13 protein-coding genes and 1 riboswitch are annotated in these 17,921 nt (G+C 48.4%); of the genes, 4 read left to right on the forward strand and 9 right to left on the reverse strand.

What is annotated here, in order from left to right; genetic code table 11:
• Positions 1–66 precede the first annotated feature (66 nt).
• The 6 genes from NIT79A3_RS03285 to NIT79A3_RS03310 form a co-directional block, all read right to left on the reverse strand.
• The gene (locus NIT79A3_RS03285) at positions 67–768 is read right to left on the reverse strand and encodes a thiopurine S-methyltransferase (RefSeq protein WP_348225702.1); all 702 of its coding nucleotides are present in this window, start codon (positions 766–768) and stop codon (positions 67–69) included.
• Entirely contained in the window at positions 732–2,549 is a 1,818-nt protein-coding gene (gene atzF, locus NIT79A3_RS03290) for an allophanate hydrolase (protein ID WP_013964842.1), read from the reverse strand. The genes NIT79A3_RS03285 and atzF overlap by 37 nt, the downstream gene beginning before the upstream one ends.
• 2 nt (positions 2,550–2,551) lie before the next feature.
• On the reverse strand, positions 2,552–6,178 hold the full coding sequence (uca, locus tag NIT79A3_RS03295) for an urea carboxylase (RefSeq protein ID WP_013964843.1): 3,627 nt from the start codon (positions 6,176–6,178) through the stop codon (positions 2,552–2,554).
• A gap of 63 nt (positions 6,179–6,241) precedes the next feature.
• Positions 6,242–6,907, reverse strand: coding sequence for an urea amidolyase associated protein UAAP2 (locus NIT79A3_RS03300; protein WP_013964844.1), 666 nt, complete (start codon positions 6,905–6,907; stop codon positions 6,242–6,244).
• On the reverse strand, positions 6,904–7,629 hold the full coding sequence (locus tag NIT79A3_RS03305; protein WP_013964845.1) for an urea amidolyase associated protein UAAP1: 726 nt from the start codon (positions 7,627–7,629) through the stop codon (positions 6,904–6,906). The genes NIT79A3_RS03300 and NIT79A3_RS03305 overlap by 4 nt, the downstream gene beginning before the upstream one ends.
• 25 nt (positions 7,630–7,654) lie before the next feature.
• Positions 7,655–9,091 carry an APC family permease gene (locus NIT79A3_RS03310; protein ID WP_013964846.1) on the reverse strand — a complete coding sequence of 479 codons (1,437 nt, stop codon included), beginning with the start codon at positions 9,089–9,091 and terminating at the stop codon, positions 7,655–7,657.
• Positions 9,092–9,153: 62 nt separating this feature from the next.
• Positions 9,154–9,259: riboswitch (guanidine-I (ykkC/yxkD leader) on the reverse strand.
• Between the two features lie 334 nt (positions 9,260–9,593).
• Here NIT79A3_RS03310 and NIT79A3_RS03315 point away from each other — a divergent pair.
• Positions 9,594–10,202, forward strand: a complete 609-nt coding sequence (locus NIT79A3_RS03315; RefSeq protein WP_013964847.1) for a hypothetical protein — start codon at positions 9,594–9,596, stop codon at positions 10,200–10,202.
• Positions 10,203–10,415: 213 nt separating this feature from the next.
• On the opposite strand, the gene NIT79A3_RS03320 is transcribed toward NIT79A3_RS03315, so the two are convergent.
• Positions 10,416–10,670 carry a helix-turn-helix transcriptional regulator gene (locus NIT79A3_RS03320; RefSeq protein WP_013964848.1) on the reverse strand — a complete coding sequence of 85 codons (255 nt, stop codon included), beginning with the start codon at positions 10,668–10,670 and terminating at the stop codon, positions 10,416–10,418.
• Positions 10,671–10,892: 222 nt separating this feature from the next.
• Positions 10,893–11,366, reverse strand: a complete 474-nt coding sequence (locus tag NIT79A3_RS03325; protein WP_348225703.1) for a hypothetical protein — start codon at positions 11,364–11,366, stop codon at positions 10,893–10,895.
• A gap of 468 nt (positions 11,367–11,834) precedes the next feature.
• Here NIT79A3_RS03325 and NIT79A3_RS03330 point away from each other — a divergent pair, with 468 nt between their 5' ends.
• The 3 genes from NIT79A3_RS03330 (at position 11,835) to NIT79A3_RS03340 (ending at position 16,049) form a co-directional block, all read left to right on the forward strand.
• Positions 11,835–13,052 (forward strand): alanine--glyoxylate aminotransferase family protein, encoded by a 1,218-nt coding sequence (locus NIT79A3_RS03330; protein WP_013964850.1) that lies wholly within the window; start codon positions 11,835–11,837, stop codon positions 13,050–13,052.
• Positions 13,053–13,135: 83 nt separating this feature from the next.
• A complete protein-coding gene (locus NIT79A3_RS03335) occupies positions 13,136–14,158 on the forward strand; it encodes a glycosyltransferase family 4 protein (protein WP_348225704.1) in 1,023 nt (340 codons plus the stop codon).
• A 1-nt stretch (position 14,159) separates the two neighbouring features.
• Positions 14,160–16,049, forward strand: a complete 1,890-nt coding sequence (locus NIT79A3_RS03340) for a nucleoside-diphosphate sugar epimerase/dehydratase (protein WP_013964852.1) — start codon at positions 14,160–14,162, stop codon at positions 16,047–16,049.
• 42 nt (positions 16,050–16,091) lie between these two features.
• Here the strand turns inward: NIT79A3_RS03340 and NIT79A3_RS03345 are convergent, their stop codons facing one another.
• Positions 16,092–17,744, reverse strand: a complete 1,653-nt coding sequence (locus NIT79A3_RS03345; RefSeq protein WP_348225705.1) for an ABC transporter transmembrane domain-containing protein — start codon at positions 17,742–17,744, stop codon at positions 16,092–16,094.
• Positions 17,745–17,921: the final 177 nt, after the last annotated feature.

Raw genomic sequence — 17,921 nt, forward strand, 5'->3', positions numbered from 1 at the left:
TCGACAAGCTTACTACGAACGTGATCAATATATTACCGTTCGTCCTGAGCCTGTCGAAGGACTTAATCAGAGCTTTCTCAATGTTTTCAGCAAAATTGTATTTTCCTGTAACCGGCTCAAGCCGCGATCTTGAAAGCGCGGATTTTGTTCGAGCACATCTTGTTGTGACAACAACGTGATTCCGGCGTGCGGCTGATAGAGTAAAGTAACTTCATCCATGGAAACTGCAAACGGCGGGCCGGACATTTCGTACTGAGGGTAGTCGAGTGTGACGAGCAGGATTTGCGTTGCGGGTGGAAGAATAGACAACAGATGGTGCGTATAGCGTTTATGCATTTCCGGCGGTAATGCGATTAATGCCGCGCGATCGTAGACCGCAGTAACTTTTGCTATATCATTTTCACGCAAATCAAAAAAATCACCACACAAAATGTGCATGTCATTTGCTTCCAGATGGGTGAATCGATCATGCACGCTGCACTGAGGTGTCAGGCCATTCTCTGTAAAGAATGCCTGTGCTGCAACGATACTTAATTCGACACCCAGAACCGTATGCCCCTGTTGATGCAGCCAAAGCATATCGCGGCTTTTGCCGCACAGCGGCACAAGCACCGCACTACCCGGAGCAAGCTGTAAGCTCTGCCAAAATTGACTCAAATACGGATTGATTTCATTCTGATGAAAACCGGTATCTTTCCGTTCCCAACGATCCAGCCAGTATTCTTTCTGCATTATGAGCCAGCCAATTGTCGCAGGTAGTTGCGCCATCCACCCGAGTAACTGATATCTGCAGCATTTTCGATGGCATAATGTTCGCAGAGGAAACCTGGTAGGGTGTCACCGTTTGCCAAGGTTATCGAGCCGATTCCCAGCGGCGCTGGAATATTGGCTACAAAACTCCCCAATTCGCGGGCTGGTAGCTCCCAAACCTCCACTTCAATCGGGACACCCTGCGCATTTTTGTTTACGCGAATTAACCCAGGGCGTAGTGGCGGGTTGCCTGGTAATGCGTAGAGTCTATAGTCTGATGAAGTGGTGGTCGTTGCGATTAATCGACCCCGGTGGCTAGTCAACTGCTCATTTAATGGCAAACCGGATAAATGCGCACCACAGACAACAATACGAACCTGACTCGATAGAGAAACACCAGGAAAGTGGACACTGGAGGGAAACGTAATGCCAGTTGCACCCAGCGGGAATGAATAAGCTTGCTGCAAACGGTGAGCAAGTTGTAGCAAGGGTTCATCCTGATGGGGCGGTGCTGCCAGCGTTATGCCAAAAGGCAGTCCGTCTCTCTGAAAACCAGCAGGGACGGCAACTGCAGCATAGTCGAGCAAATTCATGAAGTTCGTGTAGTAGCTCAGATTAGTATTCAAACGAATAGGATCTTGCTGCATGGCTTGAATGGAATAGATCGTACCGGCCGTTGGAGTCATTAAACAATCAACCTTTGCCCAAATCTGATCTGCTTCCTGTTTAATCCGGCGCAATTGATAGAATCCATTGAATGCATCTGCAGCCGAGCGTTGTTTCGCGGTTGCGATGATTTCACGGACTGGCGCAATGATCTGCTCGTCATGCAACTCATAGAATGATTGAATTGCCGCATAACGTTCGGCTATCCAAGGGCCTTCGTAAAGAAGGCGAGCGGCTTCGAGGAATGGCTCAAAATCTATTTCAATGGCCTCTCCACCCAGTTTTTGCACCTGGACTACCGCTTCGTTAAACAATCGATCGCTGTCGCGATTACCGAAAAACTGTAGCTGCTGCTTGCTCGGAATAGCAAAGCGGAAATGGGCTGCCGTGCCAAAGTTGAAGCCGTGTCCTTCTCTTTTCCTGGAATAGATATCGGCTGCGTCGTAACCGGCAGAGATTGTCAGGATGCGAGCCGCATCTGCAGCAGTCAAGGTGAAGAGGGATACCGTATCCAGGGAACGGCAGGCCGGGACCATGCCATGCGCCGAGAGCCAGCCTATGGTAGGTTTATATCCGATCAGGTTGTTAAATGCAGCGGGAACCCTGCCTGAACCGGCGGTATCGGTGCCGAGGCTGAAACATACCTGTCCCTTGGCTACAGCGACAGCCGAACCTGAACTGGAGCCGCCGGAAATATAAGTGGGATTGAATGCGTTCCGGCAAGCGCCATACGGCGATCGTGTACCATTTAATCCGGTGGCGAATTGATCGAGGTTGGTTTTGCCAATCGGGATGGCACCTGCATTGATCAATCTTTGCACGACAGTTGCATTGCCAGAGGGTGTGTAGGCAAACGCTGGACAAGCTGCCGTTGTGGGTAACTCTGCCAGATCAATATTATCTTTGATAGCGAAGGGTACGCCATACAGCGGGAGAGACGTCATACCTTCAGCTTCCACTTTGCGGGCATAATCGCGCAATGATTCCAGCGGGAGCGTAGAAATCCAGACATGATCGGGATCATTCTGAATCTCGGCATGAATTGTTTCAACCAACTGAGTCGGTGAGTGTTCATTGCGCGCATAGCTTTCCAGCAAAGTTGCAATGTCACCAAGCGGTAAAAGCTTTCCCATGATTAATTTTCTTCCTGAATGACGAACAATATCTGTCCGGCAGAGACATATCCGCCTTGTTTGCAGAATATCTGCCGCACGGTGCCAGTGAGCGGCGCGTCTACCGGGAATTCCATTTTCATCGATTCGATCATAATAACCGGATTGCCTGCATCCACATGGTCACCTTCTTTGACCAGCAGCTTCCAAACTGTACCCGTTACTTGCGAACTGACAGCTTGTGCGCCCGGTGGCAGATCCAGTTCGCTTTGGGTATCCGCTTCGTCGAGCATATCTTCACTGACATACTGTGATTGACCATTGGCTTCCCAGCGCTGCCGTTCGGCTTCAAACGCTGTTTGTTGCGTGGCCTTGAATGCGCTAATGCTGGCAGCATGCTGTTGCAAGAAAGCGTTGTATTGTTTCAGGCTCAGAACCGTTTCTTCGGTACGCAGTTTGAAGCGCCCGCTAATGAAATCCTTGCGCAGCTTGAGCAGTTCGCTTTCACTGACCGGATAAAAGCGGATTTGATCAAAGAAGCGCAATAACCAGGGTTTGCCTTCCTTAAAGTCAGCCGTTTGACGGTAGCGGTTCCACATGGGTATTGTACGTCCGACAAATTGATAGCCGCCCGGGCCTTCCATTCCGTACACGCATAAATAGGCGCCACCAATGCCGACGGCATTCTCGGGTGTCCAAGTACGTGCCGGATTGTATTTGGTGGTGACAAGACGGTGACGCGGATCCAGTGGTGTGGCTACGGGCGCGCCCAGATAGACATCACCCAGCCCCATAACCAAATAACTGGCTGCAAATACAATATGTTGAACATCCTCGATTTGCTCCAATCCATTAATGCGGCGGATAAATTCAATATTGCTGGGGCACCAGGGGGCGTCGCTGCGTACCGATTGCATGTATTTTTCAATGGCCAATCGTGTGGCGGCGTCATCCCAGGATAGAGGCAGGTGGATGATGCGAGACGGCACTTCCATGTCATCGATAGCGGGCAGCTTGCTTTCCCCTGCAATCAGAAGATCCAATAAAGTATCGCGAGCCAGCCGGTTGGAATCAAAATGAATCTGTAGCGATCGAATACCAGGCGTCAGATCCAGAATCCCGGCCAGCTCCCCGGCTTCGATGCGCTGCTGTAGCCAGGTCATCAAAGCATGCGCGCGAAAGCGCAAATTCAGATCGAGCACGGGCGGCCCATATTCAATCAACAGATATTTATCGCCGGATTGCCGGTAAGTGACTTGAACTTGCCCTGTGTGCCCGGGAATGCGATGCAGAACTGGGCAGCCTGGATTTCCGGAGTGAGCGCTGGTAATAGGAATTTGATCAACATGAAGCTGCTGAATAAGCAGATTCTGCTGTTTTTCCAGTGCAAGTGCATGCGCCAGCGCGATGGGCAGAAAACGAACACTGTCACCCGGCTTGAGTTGTCCGGTTTTCCATAATTCCGCATGGGCGATGGTGACCGGACAGACGAAACCACCCAGGCTAGGACCATCAGGACCCAGGATAATCGGCATATCGCCGGTAAAATCGACGGCGCCAATCGCATACGCGTTATCGTGAATATTCGATGGATGCAGTCCGGCCTCTCCGCCATCGGTTCGCGCCCATTGCGGTTTAGGACCAATCAGACGGACACCCGTCCGGCTGGAATTATGATGTACCTTCCATTCAGCGGCAAAAAAATGCTCGATATCCGCTTCCGTAAAGAAATCAGGTGCACCATGCGGTCCAACCAACACGGCGATTTCCCAATGATCCGTATAATGAGGAATCAATTCCTGCGGCAAATGCTGTGAAGGCAAAATCTCGGAAGGTTGTGCCGGTTGAATATGCAAAACATCGCCAACGCGCAGCACACGCCCGCCATGCCCGCCGAATTGACCGAGCGTAAAAGTGGATTTACTGCCCAGATAATCAGGCACCTGAAACCCCCCTTGCACGGCCAAGTAAACCCGGCTGCCTGATTGTTTCACTTTGCCAAATTGCAATAGCGCACCGGCTTTGACGAAGTGAGATTGCCATTGGGCCAATGGTTCACTGTCCAGTAACCCATCAATGGGCGCGCCGCAGATTGCGATGATGCTGTCGCAATTAAAACGCAGTGTTGGGCCTGCCAGGGTAATTTCCAGTCCGGCGCTATCTTCAGGATTATTGACCAGTCGGTTGGCAAGACGAAAAGCCAGGCTATCCATCGGTCCGGAAGGTGGAACACCGACGTTCCAGTAACCGATCCGTCCCGGATAATCTTGTATCGAGGTTTGTACGCCCGCATTCAGCACATCGATACTATGCGGCTGATAATGGAAGCCATTGAGGAATTGCGTATACGGTTGTCCGCTGCGAAACACGGCGCTGTACAGAATTTGTTTGAGATACGCCAGATTGGTTTCGATGCCCTGCAACGATGTGTCATCCAGTACGCCCAGCAGCTTGGCGATCGCTGTGTCACGATCAGATCCATGCACAATAATTTTTGCCAGCATCGGATCATAAAATGCGGATACCTCAATGCCGCGCTCGACCCAGGTTTCCACACGTGCTGCAGTAGAAAATTCCGCTGCAGTCAGTATGCCGCTGGAAGGCTGGAAATCTTTGGCAGGATTTTCAGCATAAACCCGTACCTGAATGGACGCGCCATTGGGTTTGATGGTGAAAGAATCGAGCGAAGGAAGTTCGCCCGCAGCTTGCCGTACCATCCATTCCACCAGATCGATACCGGTGACTTCCTCAGTCACGCCATGTTCAACCTGCAGGCGCGTGTTGACTTCGAGAAAATAAAATTGACCGCTGGCGGCATCGAAAATGTATTCAACGGTGCCAGCGGATTGATAATGAATGGCTTTGCCAAGGCGTACCGCAGTGTCCAGCAATGCCTGGCGCAGATGCGGCGGGAGGTTGGGGGCGGGTGTTTCCTCAATCACTTTCTGGTTGCGCCGTTGCATGGAACAATCTCGTTCGCCCAGTGCAACGACTTGGCCTTTGCCGTCACCAAAAATCTGTACTTCAATATGGCGTGCCCGGTCGACAAATTTTTCCAGGAAAAGACCGGCATCCTTGAAATTGTTTTGTGCCAGATTCTTGACCGATTCGTAAGCACCGATCAGCTCATCCTGATTCCAGCACAGGCGCATGCCGATGCCGCCACCGCCAGCAGTGCTTTTCAGCATGACCGGATAACTGATATGCTTAGCCTGATGACAAGCCGCTTCAAGGTTTTCCAGCAGATCGGTTCCTGGCAGGAGTGGCACCTGATTTTCCAATGCCAACGCGCGTGCGGTATGTTTTAAACCAAAGGCGCGCATTTGTTGCGGAGTAGGGCCGATAAAACAAATGCCATGCGCAATACATTGTTCAGCAAAGTCGGCTTTCTCACTGAGGAAGCCGTAGCCAGGGTGAATGGCTTGCGCGCCCGCTTGCTGTGCGATTTCCAATATTTTATCGGCGCGCAGATAACTCTCAGCCGCAATACCGCTGCCAATACAGTAAGTTTCATCCGCTTCGGTCACATGGCGCGATAAGGCATCGGCTTCGGTATAAACCGCCACACTTTTTACATTCATGCGGCGCAGCGTGCGGATAATACGGCAAGCAATGGCGCCACGATTGGCAATCAAGACTTTTTCGAACATAGCGTTATCCTTTTTCTTGATGATTCATCAGCTGAACTCAGTTAATCCAATCCGATTGATCCCTTATTGAGAATCCCAGACCAGTAAACGAATCGGCGTCGGGTTATAAGCATTGCATGGATTGTTCAGTTGCGGGCAATTCGAAATCAATACCAAGACATCCATTTCAGCCTGCATTTCTACGTACATGCCGGAGGCGGAAATGCCATCGACAAATTCCAATCCGCCTGCTTCAGTCACAGGCACGTTCATGAAAAAATTGATGTTGCTCGGCAAATCGCGCTTATTCATCCCAAGCTGCTGGCAAAGCGGATCATGCGCCAGTGCATGTAAAAAGCTATCACGGCAGCTGTGCATCGGAAACTTCTCCAGCGCATAGCGCACCGTATTGCTTTCTGCCGCACAGGCACCGCCCAGTGTGTCGTGGCGCCCGCAGGTATCGGCCACGATTGTGAGCATGACATTGCCCAGGTTGGAGTAGAGCTTGCTGCCAGTGGTTAAATACAGTTTATTCTGGGCGCGTATCGTATCCGTTGCGCTGTAGCGTTCCACAGCATGATTTGCGTTAAAAAACAACGTATCAACGGCTTGATTGCCTTCCAAATCGACAATGCGGAAAATTTGCCCTTGCTTCACGAGTTTGACCCAAGGTTCCCCAGCCGCACAGATTTCATCGATGACGGCGTGATTGGGATCAAACTGACTTGTAATGGGATAAGACGTATTCATTTTTCGTCTCCACAATAAAAATGTTGTGTATTCTTTAATGCGCGGGTATTTTCTGCGCTACACAGGCATTCTGTAACTGCTTCCACAGGTGTGTTAAATACCGCCAGATTGACTGCGCCAGGTTGATAAGATGCCTTGGGATCCAGAGGATGCGGTGCGGCCGATAACACCACCAAGGTATTCATCACGAAGCTCAAATCAACATAATCACCCGCCTTGCTGTTCCCTGGTTGAAATGCCAGTTCACCGAGGGCATCCGGGGTGACTTTGCTGAAAAAATTGATATTGGAAACAATGTCACGCATCCCTAGTCCCCACTTACCCAATTCGATCAGCATGCCATCCAGACCACTGCGAGCCATTTCATTGCGATGCTCCTGATAGCGCGCAACCCCGTATTTGTGCTGAATTAAATTGCTATCACTCAAGCCGCATACCGTGTCGTTCCAACCGGCGGTGTCGGCTGTGATGCAACAAAAAATCCGCCCCATATCGGAATGGCAAGCATGCCCTTTAGTCAGGCGGAAGGTGTGCTGCGATTTCAAGGTATCGGCCATATTGTAGCGTTCGAGTTTTTCTTCCTGATTAAAGAACAAAACAGCCGCATTCGCACCGCCCTGTACATCGGTCAGACGTAACGTTGTGCCACGACGCAGAATGCCTGACCAGTGGCATCCGCCTGGGATGGATTGTTCCCAGATCAATGTGTTGGGTTGACTCATGATGAACTCCTTGTTGAAAATGATTTCACTTAATAGTTATCCATTTTTTGCAAAGGATATACAGCGTAGTGATCGTTAAAATGCTTCCTAATACCAGCGGAGTGGCCCACAATTGCCACCAGGGCGCATCCGCTGAAATCGCGTAGGGACGCGGCCAGGCGATATTGATGAGTTCAAATAATGACCAGATAAATGCCAGGCTGTTGATGACCAATCCCCATGCGCCCAGTTTTAATTCGCCCAGCGCGGGATTCCACCGGCCTGTGAGCCGGGCAAACAAAGCAAAGCCCGTGGTGAACGCGAACATGGCATATAAACCGCCAGTACCGAAAGCGATGATGGTCGCCACAGCGTCGTCATTGAGCCCAAATACCAATCCGCAACCTGCCAGCAGAACGGTGAAGAGAACCGCATTGCGCGGTGTTTTGCTCGCCGTCACCTGACTCAACAGTGCTGGCATATTGCCTTCGCGCGCCATGGAAAAAACAATGCGTGAAGAGTATTTGACCATGGATGCGCCGCAGGCCAGGAAAGCAGTCATCACAATGGCCAAAAAGGGTTTCTCAAACCAATCGCCAATGCTGCTGGCGATCAAGGGGGTAACGGGATCGGCCGTATGGCTGGAATTTCTCAATGTATCATGCTCAAAGGCCAAAATCAGCGCGGCTGAGTTAAATAAAACGACTGTGCCGACAACGAGCAGCGACATGAAAATTGCACGGGGTACCATGCGTTTCGGTTGATGGGTTTCTTCCGCGGTGGTCGAGCACGCATCAAAACCGATAAATGCCCAGCCGGCAATGGCCAGTGCCGCCAGGAAAGCAGCCATTTCACTGGGCGCTGTTCCGGTACCCATGTGCTGGAACAATTCCATGACAGGATGCTGACGGAAGAAAAAAAATAATAACAACGCCACGCCGAATGACCCGACGACTTCCGCGTAAACACCCAGTTTGATCACCAGATTGAAAATACTGACAGGGGCCAGATTGAGTAATGTGCAGATAAGCAGAAATATCGCACCCCAGAGCACCATCATGCCGCCGCCGTCACCCGGCGATCCGCAAAAGGTGGCGAGCCAGAAGCCGCCGGTATAAGCGGTCGTGGTGACCATGGCGATGGTGGAGCAAATATAAATCACGCCGGCATATTGCCCGGCGATCGCGCCGCCGAGTTGCCGCGCCCATTTATAGGCCCCGCCAGCAATCGGAAACTGTGAAGACAATTCGGCGTAAACAGTCGCCACCAATAACTGCATGAGCAAGCAAACTGCCAATGCAGCAAACCAGCCGCCACCGGCGACTACAGTTTGCACACCGATGATGGCATACAGTCCGGCGACCGGCGAGACAACCGCAAAACCGAGCGTGAAACTGTGCCATACACTCATGCTGCGATTGAGGGTGTCACCTGTTACATGGGTATCTTGCGAAGCAGCGATTTGTTTTGTTGAACCTGACATAACCAGTCTCCATACAAAAGGGTTTACCGAGATTGTAATGTACTTCGAGTACATTACGTTTAACCTCCCGGGCTTTTATCCCTCCGTGGAGCCTCGCTATCACGAGACCGGAAACTCTTGGACCTGACGCCGTTTATTGTATCGACCGGAACCCTAGTTTCCCATTGAATTACTGCTTTTTGAGTTGCTATGCTGCCAATCGTTCAATTGGCATTTTAGAAAGCGAGTAACGGGTGGCATTTTAAATGTGTGGTTTGTAAAAAGCAATGGTTTTGCAGATTGCGCTATTGCTTGTATTGATAGGTAAATTGCAGAACTGGATTCCAGCGTCTCGTTGTTTTCATTCTGTATTTGCGGGTCTGACAAGTCTGGTATGATGATAGCTAAATCGATCTTTTAGCTTAAAACATAAGGGGATGATATGAACAATACAGTATCGGATCTCATTTGTGACGCATTATATTACGTTATTTCGGAAGTCTAATCCTAGTTAGACCTCGGAATGCCCCGTTCTCCGCTGCTCTGGCCATCTGCTGCAACCCCTGGTGAAGAGGTGGATGCAATCAAGACCGTCAGCGCGCACTTGACCGGGCTTGAATACAGTGTCCTAGCGTGGGAAGCGGCGCTGATGCTTTACAAGACTGCCAAGCATCCTCCACCCTCAGTGTCCCTTTCAGTAGCAAGCAGGTGGCGCTTCATAGCCTGCAACGAATGCGTGCTGGAGCTCTATCATCTTCGGGCTCGCCTCGAGAAAATTCAATCAGTTCTGTTACGCACTTGCCCGTCGCTGCGCAGCCTCCTCAATATGTCCAAGATGCGAGGCGCGCGCAAGATGTTGGATGACTACTTCCCTGATATCGAGGCTCTCCGCCATGCAACCGCACACAAGGGCGAAAACGAGGCGCATCCGGAGGTCCATGCCCCCGATGGCAAGTACGCTCTCACCGGCTTCCGGGAGCCTGACCGATTTAGCGCGCCATACGAGGGGCAGCTGTACTACCTTGATATCACGGACCAGTCGCTCCAGCGGATCATTGAGGTGGTCACGGAATTCTTCGGAGCCTTTCAAGGAGCGGCCACCGAGTTAGAGAAGCAGGGGCATCTCGAATGAGGCAACTCCAACCGAGGTCTAACGGTCGTTGTCAAGCTAGTTGTCGCCTGAGCGTATGAATTTATGCTGTCTTTTTGAGTTCTAAATTAACCTCCTTTTGATTGGTTTTTTCGGGAACGCGTTGATCTGGATTTAAATGAACGACACGAACTGGCAGCCAGTTCCGAGCGCGGTAGGTTGGGGTGACGATAGGAACCCCAACATCACACTTCTCTATGCAGCAACCTCAATATTCCACCCGGGAAAAACCAATACCGCAGGGTGACATTTCAGTGCTTTTGCTATTATTTTTGCACGTTCTATCCCTAAATTGATTTTGTCATGCTCGATGGCAGAGATTGTCGATTGCGGAATACCGGTCAGTTCTGCTAATTCGTTCTGACTGAATCCCTGAAGCTCGCGAATAATTTTTACGGATTCACCTACGGTGACACCACACGTTTTTTTTGCCAGTTGATATTCATTCATTTTTTTCTCCGGTAATCGTGGGGCGATACTTGCTCAACTTGCACATAAACTTCATTGGCGATGATTTTATAAATGACTCGATATTGCTGATTTAACTGTGAAGATCGGTAGCCATCCCATTCGCCTTTTAATGCTTCATCAGAAGAACCCTCAATCAGCGATAACCCTTATTGGCAGGAAATTATTACAATATCTTTCCACTTTTCATAGATCGCATATTAATCAAAAACAATGATCAATTGTTTCCACCTTGTATAAGCGCTGGGAGAGTGAAGCGTTAGGATCCGGTGTATAAGAGGCCGGTGGATAATTGCTTAGCAGATCTTTGCTGCTACGAATTTCGATTTCGGATTGGGTGTTCTGCGCATTACCGGTATCTTTGATCGTCATGATCCAGTTCCCATTGCCGTGGGTAATGGGTTTGTTGATGTTCCCTGAAGACTTAGGATTATGAATCTCAGTGATGTAGTAAGTCTTGGCAGCTTCGTCGTGCATTTGCGGGTATCCATCTACTTGGAAAGATTCGTGGTAGATAAAATAGGTATTGATATCACGCCAGGTATGACGATGCCATTTCGGTAAAGGAAATCCTTCCTCGCTTTTTAGACATTCCGCAATTTCCAGATAATTTTTGTCACTGCTGCGGCTATAAATAATTTTCTGACTGAGTAATTCTTCTCGTGTGGGTGTTGTCATGCAAGCGGATAACATGAATGTACAGAGCAGAAGCGGGATCGATTTTTTTAGAGAATGGCGCATAAGATGGAAAGCTTAGAATTTTAATATTTAGGGTAAATCGAATGGTATCAGAATCATTTTGTATTGCCCATGAGCGAAGGAGGATTAGATAGTGCAGGCCGTATCCTCTGAATGAACCAGTATCTGCAAATTTTCTGTTTTATTTAAGTAAAGAAATCGTTGTTGTCTCAGCGCTCTCCATGTTTTACTAGCGTCTTGCGGGACCAGATAATCTCAATGTGTAACGTAAAAACTGCCGGCTAACACTAATAGCTCAAAACTTCAGATTGTTATGAGATTTTCTTTGCTTTTCTATAAGGATAATTTATTGAGCACACCTTTGTTTATAGTAAACTCTCGTTTCACTTGTTAGAATCAACATTTTTCAAAAATAGATCAGATTACATTATTAACTTAGGATTGTTCATGAATACCGAAGATTTTCGCCCAGAAAAAGAAATCAAAATATTTTATCCACCCCAGCGCGTTCTGATGGGACCGGGGCCATCGGATACCCATCCGCGCGTGCTGAATGCCATGGCACGTCCGACCTTAGGTCACCTTGACCCTGTTTTTACCGAAATGATGGAAGAGATTAAGGGGTTGATGCGCTATGCATTCCAAACCAAAAACCGGATGACTTTTCCGGTTTCCGGACCGGGATCTGTCGGTATGGAAATGTGCTTTGTTAACATGATCGAACCCGGTGATAAAGTGATCGTGTGTCGCAATGGGGTTTTCGGCGGCCGTATGATTGAGAACGTTGAGCGTCATGGCGGTGTTGCGGTCGTTGTGGAGGATAAATGGGGTGAACCGGTTGATCCGCAGAAAGTGGAAGATGCGCTGAAAAAGAACCCCGATGCCAAGATTGTTGCGTTTGTTCACGCAGAAACTTCTACCGGCGCGCAGTCCGATGCCAAGACACTGTGCGAAATCGCGCGCAAATATAATTGCCTGACGATTGTGGATACCGTCACTTCGCTGGGCGGCACGCCGATTAAAGTCGATGAGTGGGGAATTGATGCGATTTATTCCGGCAGTCAAAAATGCTTATCTTGCCCGCCCGGTCTGTCTCCAGTGAGTTTCTCCGAGCGTGTAACCGAACTGGTTAAGAATCGTAAGACGAAAGTACATAGCTGGTTTATGGATATCGGCTTGTTGTTAAATTACTGGGGATCATCAGCCCGTACGTATCACCATACGGCACCGACCAATGCGTTGTATGCACTACATGAATCATTGTTGATGCTGGCTGAAGAAGGATTGGAACATTCCTGGGCACGGCATCGGTATAATTATGAAGCCTTAAAAGCCGGGTTCGCGACATTGGGCATGAATTATGTGGTTGCGGAGCAACATCGCTTGCCGCAATTGAATTCCGTTTTTGTACCGGCTGGTGTGGATGAAAAAGAAGTCCGCCGCCGCTTGTTGGATGACTATAGTCTTGAGATTGGCGCCGGTTTGGGTGATTTTGCAGGAAAAGTATGGCGCTTCGGCCTGATGGGCACATCCTGTCGCGTAGAGAACGTGATTTTCTGCTTAAATGCACTGGAAAGTATTCTATCCGACATGGGCATGAAAGTAGAACGCGGTGCTGCGGCAACAGCGGCGCATCAGAAGTATGCAGAAAAACCTATGTCTTAAGGTTTTCTCGGAATTGCTGGCATTTTAGCCGCTCCATGCCACTTTCTCGTTGTGTACGATGAGAAAGTGGCATATGTCTTTTATTGACACTTATAACGGATAATCCGGTCACTATGGTTTTGGATTCTCCCCTATCAGTTGTAGCAGCGCCGCTGGTGTCTTTTTTTATCTCTTTTTTCTCAATTTTATGGTTGATCAAGAGAAAGGCTGATTGGGTGTTGGATCATCCGAATTCACGTTCGCTACATTCTGTGCCGGTGTCCCGTATTGGTGGCTTAGGCTTGTTATTCGGGGTAATCACTGCCTGGTTATGTTTTTCGGTTGTAATGCCCATTACGGTTTGGGTAGGTATAGGCCTGCTGGCGGGTATATCATTGATTGACGATGTTTGGCACGCGCCGGTGTGGTGCCGGTTGCTGATTCAGAGTATCGTTGCCGCTGGATTTGCTGTGACGCTATTGTTGGAGCCCTATGGCTGGATGATGGCATTGTGTGCCGCAGTTGCAGTGGTCTGGATGGCTAATCTTTATAACTTTATGGATGGCTCGGATGGCCTGGCGGGCGGAATGACCGTGATTGGGTTTGGCTATTATGGCTTAATTGCATATTTGGCAGGGAATTACGATTTTGCTGTCATTAATTTTTCAATAGCCGCCGCCGCTGCCGCATTTTTGCGCCATAATTTTTATCCGGCGCGCATTTTCCTGGGCGATGTGGGGGCTATTCCACTTGGATTCCTGGCCGCTGTATTGGGAATACTCGGATGGATGGATAGTTTGTGGTCATTGTGGGTGCCGTTGCTGGTATTCTTACCTTTTATCGCAGATTCGACAGTCACACTGATAAAGCGTCTGTTGCGCGGGAGAAAAATCTGGCAAGCGCATCGTGAGCATTATTATCAGCGCTTGGTGCAAAGCGGTTTTGGCCATCGTAATACGGCTTTATCGGCTTATGCTTTGATGCTCACCGCAGGCGCAAGTGCTGTGTGGGCGGATAGGCAAGACCCGGCGGTGCAAAGTTGGGTTGCAATGTTATGGGGAGGTTTTTATTTGCTATTAATGTTTATTTCTGATTGGAATCAGAAATATTATTCCAATCGGGGATAGTATGTTTCGCAGAAAATACGGAATACGCACCTTCATTGCTTTCACGCATGATTTTATTGCAATTGCCGTAGCATGGTGGCTTGCTTATCTATTTCGTTTTAATTTTGAGATTCCTGCGCCTTCATTACAGCTCTTGCTGGAAATTCTGCCGTGGACAGTGCTTGTTCAGGGCAGTTTCTTTTTGTGGCTCGGACTTTACCGCGGATTATGGCGCTATGCCAGCCTACCTGATCTAAAAAGAATTTTTGTCACGGTGATAAGCGGTACTGTGACTGTATTGCTGATCTTGTGGCCATTGGGTTTGCTGGTCAATATTCCAATAGCGGTCATTCTGTTGGCGCCATTATTATTGCTGCTGATCATGGGTGGCAGCCGTTTAACCTATCGCGCATGGAAAGAGCGCCGTCTCTATGGTCTGGAGAGTAATGAAGCGAAGCTGGTATTGATACTCGGCGCCGGCAGTACTGCAGTGAGTCTGGTTAAAGATTTGACGAGAAGCCGTGACTGGCACGTTGTTGGAATGCTGGATGATGATCCAAGAAAATTGGGTACGCGATTGCAAGGCATTCGTGTGCTCGGCACGATCAATGAATTGCCGCAGTGGGTGCAGAAACTGAATGTCGGTCATGTGATTATTGCCATACCATCCGTTTCTCGTCGAATACACCGCCAAGCTTTGGAGATGTGCTCGGAAATCGGCGTGAAAGCGATGACGGTGCCGTCTTACGCAGATCTGATCAGTGGTAAAACCACCGTGTCACAGATTCGTGAGATAGAGCTCGATGATTTGCTGGGTAGAGCGCCTGTAGTTTTGGATAATGACGGATTACATGGTTTGCTGACAGGAAAAGTAATCCTGGTTACAGGAGCGGGCGGTTCGATTGGGTCAGAATTATGCCGCCAGCTCGCTGCATTTAAACCCAATCGCATTGTTTTCCTTGAACTGAACGAATTTGCACTCTACAGCATACAAGAGGAATTCTTGTCGCGTTTTCCTGGCATGGCTATGTCGTTTGTCATCGGTGATATCAAAGACCATGCGCGCATGACACAATTATTCACGCAATTCCGGCCTTCCGTAGTCTTTCATGCCGCTGCTTACAAGCATGTTCCGCTCATGGAACAAGAAAATGCGTGCCAAGCTTTGCTGAATAATGTCCTGGGTACGTATGTGCTGGCTCAGGTGGCGATAAGTTTTGGCGTGAAAAAATTTGTACTTATTTCGACAGATAAAGCGGTCAATCCTGTGAGTGTTATGGGAGCCAGTAAGCGACTGGCTGAGATGGTGTGTCAAGCTTTGCAGCAGTCTATTACAAAGAATGCGAAACCTGACCAGAATAATCAATCGAATCAAACCTGCTTTGTAATGGTGCGTTTTGGCAATGTATTGGGTAGTACCGGCAGTGTTATCCCAAAATTTCGCGAACAGATTGCCAGAGGGGGTCCCATCACGATCACTCATCCGGAAATGACACGTTATTTCATGTCTATCCCGGAGGCGGCACAACTGGTTTTACAAGCCGGGCTGATGGGAGGGACAAAAGGCGGCGGGGAAATATTTGTGTTGGATATGGGTGACCCGGTCAAGATTGTTGATCTGGCTAATGATCTAATCCATTTGTCGGGATTGGGAGAGGATGATATTCGTATTGTTTTCAGTGGACTGCGGCCTGGTGAGAAGTTGCATGAGGAGCTGCTGGCAGCCAGTGAGAATACTTTTCCGACACCGCATCAAAAATTACGTATTGCGCAGGCACGCCAGGTTGATGAACAGTGGCTATCCGAGCTGACTGTCTGGTTGAATAAAATAACTGTTTTAAGCGATCAGGAAGTCCGGGATCAACTGGTCAAGTGGGTGCCGGAATATATCACTAAGGAAACGGAGCATTAACTGATTGGTTTTCAGCTGCAACATGGCTCCAAAAAACTAACGCTAATTGTTCACTGCTTGTTTTTCTTTCTTTGCCTGGAAATTGTTCGGTTCTTTCAGGCTTTCTGTGATACACCCGTTTTCCAGAACAACGATTCGATCAATCTTTTTCAATTGAGGAATATGTTGATTGAAAATCAGAGTCGTGCGATTTTGTATTAGTTTTTCCAAGGCTGGCAAGAGGTTTTCAGAATTAGATTCTTCCTGTGCCGTGGGTATTTCATCTAAAATCAGGATGGGGGCGTTTTTAACTAACGCACGTGCAATGGCAAGCAGATGTAATTGTTGTTTGTTGATTGTTGTACTTTCTTTGCCAATCAGCGTTTGTAAACCTTCCGGCATGTGCCGGATAAATTCTATCGCGTGAGAAGCGTGTGCTGCAGTGGTAATTTTCGCTTCGTTGGCACAGCGCATCGCACCATACGCTATGTTGCCGGCGATTTTCTCATCCAGCAAATAATCATCTTCCGCGACCATGGCGATATTGGCATGTAAGTTATTCAGCTGGATATCGGCGAGCGGATGATCATCCAGCAATATTTTTCCACTGGTTGGTTGTTGTAAGTGAAGTATCAGGTTAATGAGCGTATCTTTCTCCCTTGTGGTATACCCGGTAAAAACAGTTACTTCGCCTAGTTTTATGGTGAAGTTAATATGATTCAGAATGGGCGTTGCTTGTGCATCACTACAGAAGCGCACTTGCTCAAAAACTAATTTCCCGCTGACATGTGGAATGCTAATGATCCCGACATCTTGTTCGGATGCTTGATCTAGGAATGAAAAGATGGTTTCTATGATCTTCTGGTCATGCGCAAGTTGTTTGGGTATGCCGGCGATGCGATTTATCGGCATGATGAGGAGTAATACAACGGAAATGAGTGCGCCGATTTCGTGGAGATTCAGTGTGTCATCAATAGCTTGTAGCGCAATCATGTAAGTGACGGCTGTCAAAATCAATGCAGTAATTATCTGGCTTGCAGGGATAATCAGTGCACTAACTATTGCTTGTTGCATTTCTGCCTGATAAATGGTTTCGGAAATTTTTCCAAGACGTTGACTTTCATACATCTGTCCGCCGTCTAATCTGATTTTTCTGTGATGTGCGATGGATTGCGATAAGTGTTCAAACAGATTTTTAGAGGCCAACAAGCTTTTTGGGTCAGGCCTGTTTAAATGACTGTGCATCATCTGAGTTATTAATATGACGAACGCAGCTACCATAAGTAATAGCAAAGAGAATTCTTGATTGAGATAAAGCGTGCAAATAGCCAATCCAATGATAGTTAGGCTATCTTGCGTAATGATGGTGATATATCTGGGTATGGTCTGAGTTATCTGGTTGATATCGGAAATCAGCGTGTTGATTTCATTATTTTTATTGAGGTGGCTATAGTGACTGACCGGTAGTGTCAGCAGCTTGTAAAAAAAATCCAGGCGTAAATCAATACCTAATTTGCCGGTGGCTTTGTTGACAGTATAGATACCGAGATAGCCTGCGATTCCACGGATTATAAATAATGCAATCATCGCCAGCACTGCTGTTTGCATCAGCGATTGATCTTTATGGATAAAGGTACTTTCAAGTATTTGTTTAATCAGTATGGGCAGGGAAGCTAAAGCGGCTGCCATGACCAACATGGCAAATAATGCCAGCAAGAGTAATTTCCAATGGGGAACAAGTCTTCTGAGTAAGCGGAGGAAAAGGTGTGCGCGGATCATAATGCGTAATTCTACCTGAACATTCAGTTGCTATTACATCGTGCAATTATCCGGAACGTGAAACAGATATAATACAAGCCTCATTATTTCTAGTGAATTAATCCGGGTGAAAGC

It is taken from the genome of Nitrosomonas sp. Is79A3, from assembly GCF_000219585.1.
Taxonomy (GTDB): Bacteria; Pseudomonadota; Gammaproteobacteria; order Burkholderiales; family Nitrosomonadaceae; genus Nitrosomonas.

What these genes read in the sequence shown, in the direction of transcription:
- NIT79A3_RS03310 (WP_013964846.1), bottom strand. Translation starts at nt 9,091, where the DNA reads ATGTCAGGTTCAACAAAACAAATCGCTGCTTCGCAAGATACCCATGTA.
- NIT79A3_RS03330 (WP_013964850.1), top strand. Translation starts at nt 11,835, where the DNA reads ATGAATACCGAAGATTTTCGCCCAGAAAAAGAAATCAAAATATTTTAT.
- NIT79A3_RS03305 (WP_013964845.1), bottom strand. Translation starts at nt 7,629, where the DNA reads ATGAGTCAACCCAACACATTGATCTGGGAACAATCCATCCCAGGCGGA.
- NIT79A3_RS03325 (WP_348225703.1), bottom strand. Translation starts at nt 11,366, where the DNA reads ATGACAACACCCACACGAGAAGAATTACTCAGTCAGAAAATTATTTAT.
- atzF (WP_013964842.1), bottom strand. Translation starts at nt 2,549, where the DNA reads ATGGGAAAGCTTTTACCGCTTGGTGACATTGCAACTTTGCTGGAAAGC.
- uca (WP_013964843.1), bottom strand. Translation starts at nt 6,178, where the DNA reads ATGTTCGAAAAAGTCTTGATTGCCAATCGTGGCGCCATTGCTTGCCGT.
- NIT79A3_RS03340 (WP_013964852.1), top strand. Translation starts at nt 14,160, where the DNA reads ATGTTTCGCAGAAAATACGGAATACGCACCTTCATTGCTTTCACGCAT.
- NIT79A3_RS03285 (WP_348225702.1), bottom strand. Translation starts at nt 768, where the DNA reads ATGGCGCAACTACCTGCGACAATTGGCTGGCTCATAATGCAGAAAGAA.
- NIT79A3_RS03320 (WP_013964848.1), bottom strand. Translation starts at nt 10,670, where the DNA reads ATGAATGAATATCAACTGGCAAAAAAAACGTGTGGTGTCACCGTAGGT.
- NIT79A3_RS03315 (WP_013964847.1), top strand. Translation starts at nt 9,594, where the DNA reads ATGCCCCGTTCTCCGCTGCTCTGGCCATCTGCTGCAACCCCTGGTGAA.
- NIT79A3_RS03300 (WP_013964844.1), bottom strand. Translation starts at nt 6,907, where the DNA reads ATGAATACGTCTTATCCCATTACAAGTCAGTTTGATCCCAATCACGCC.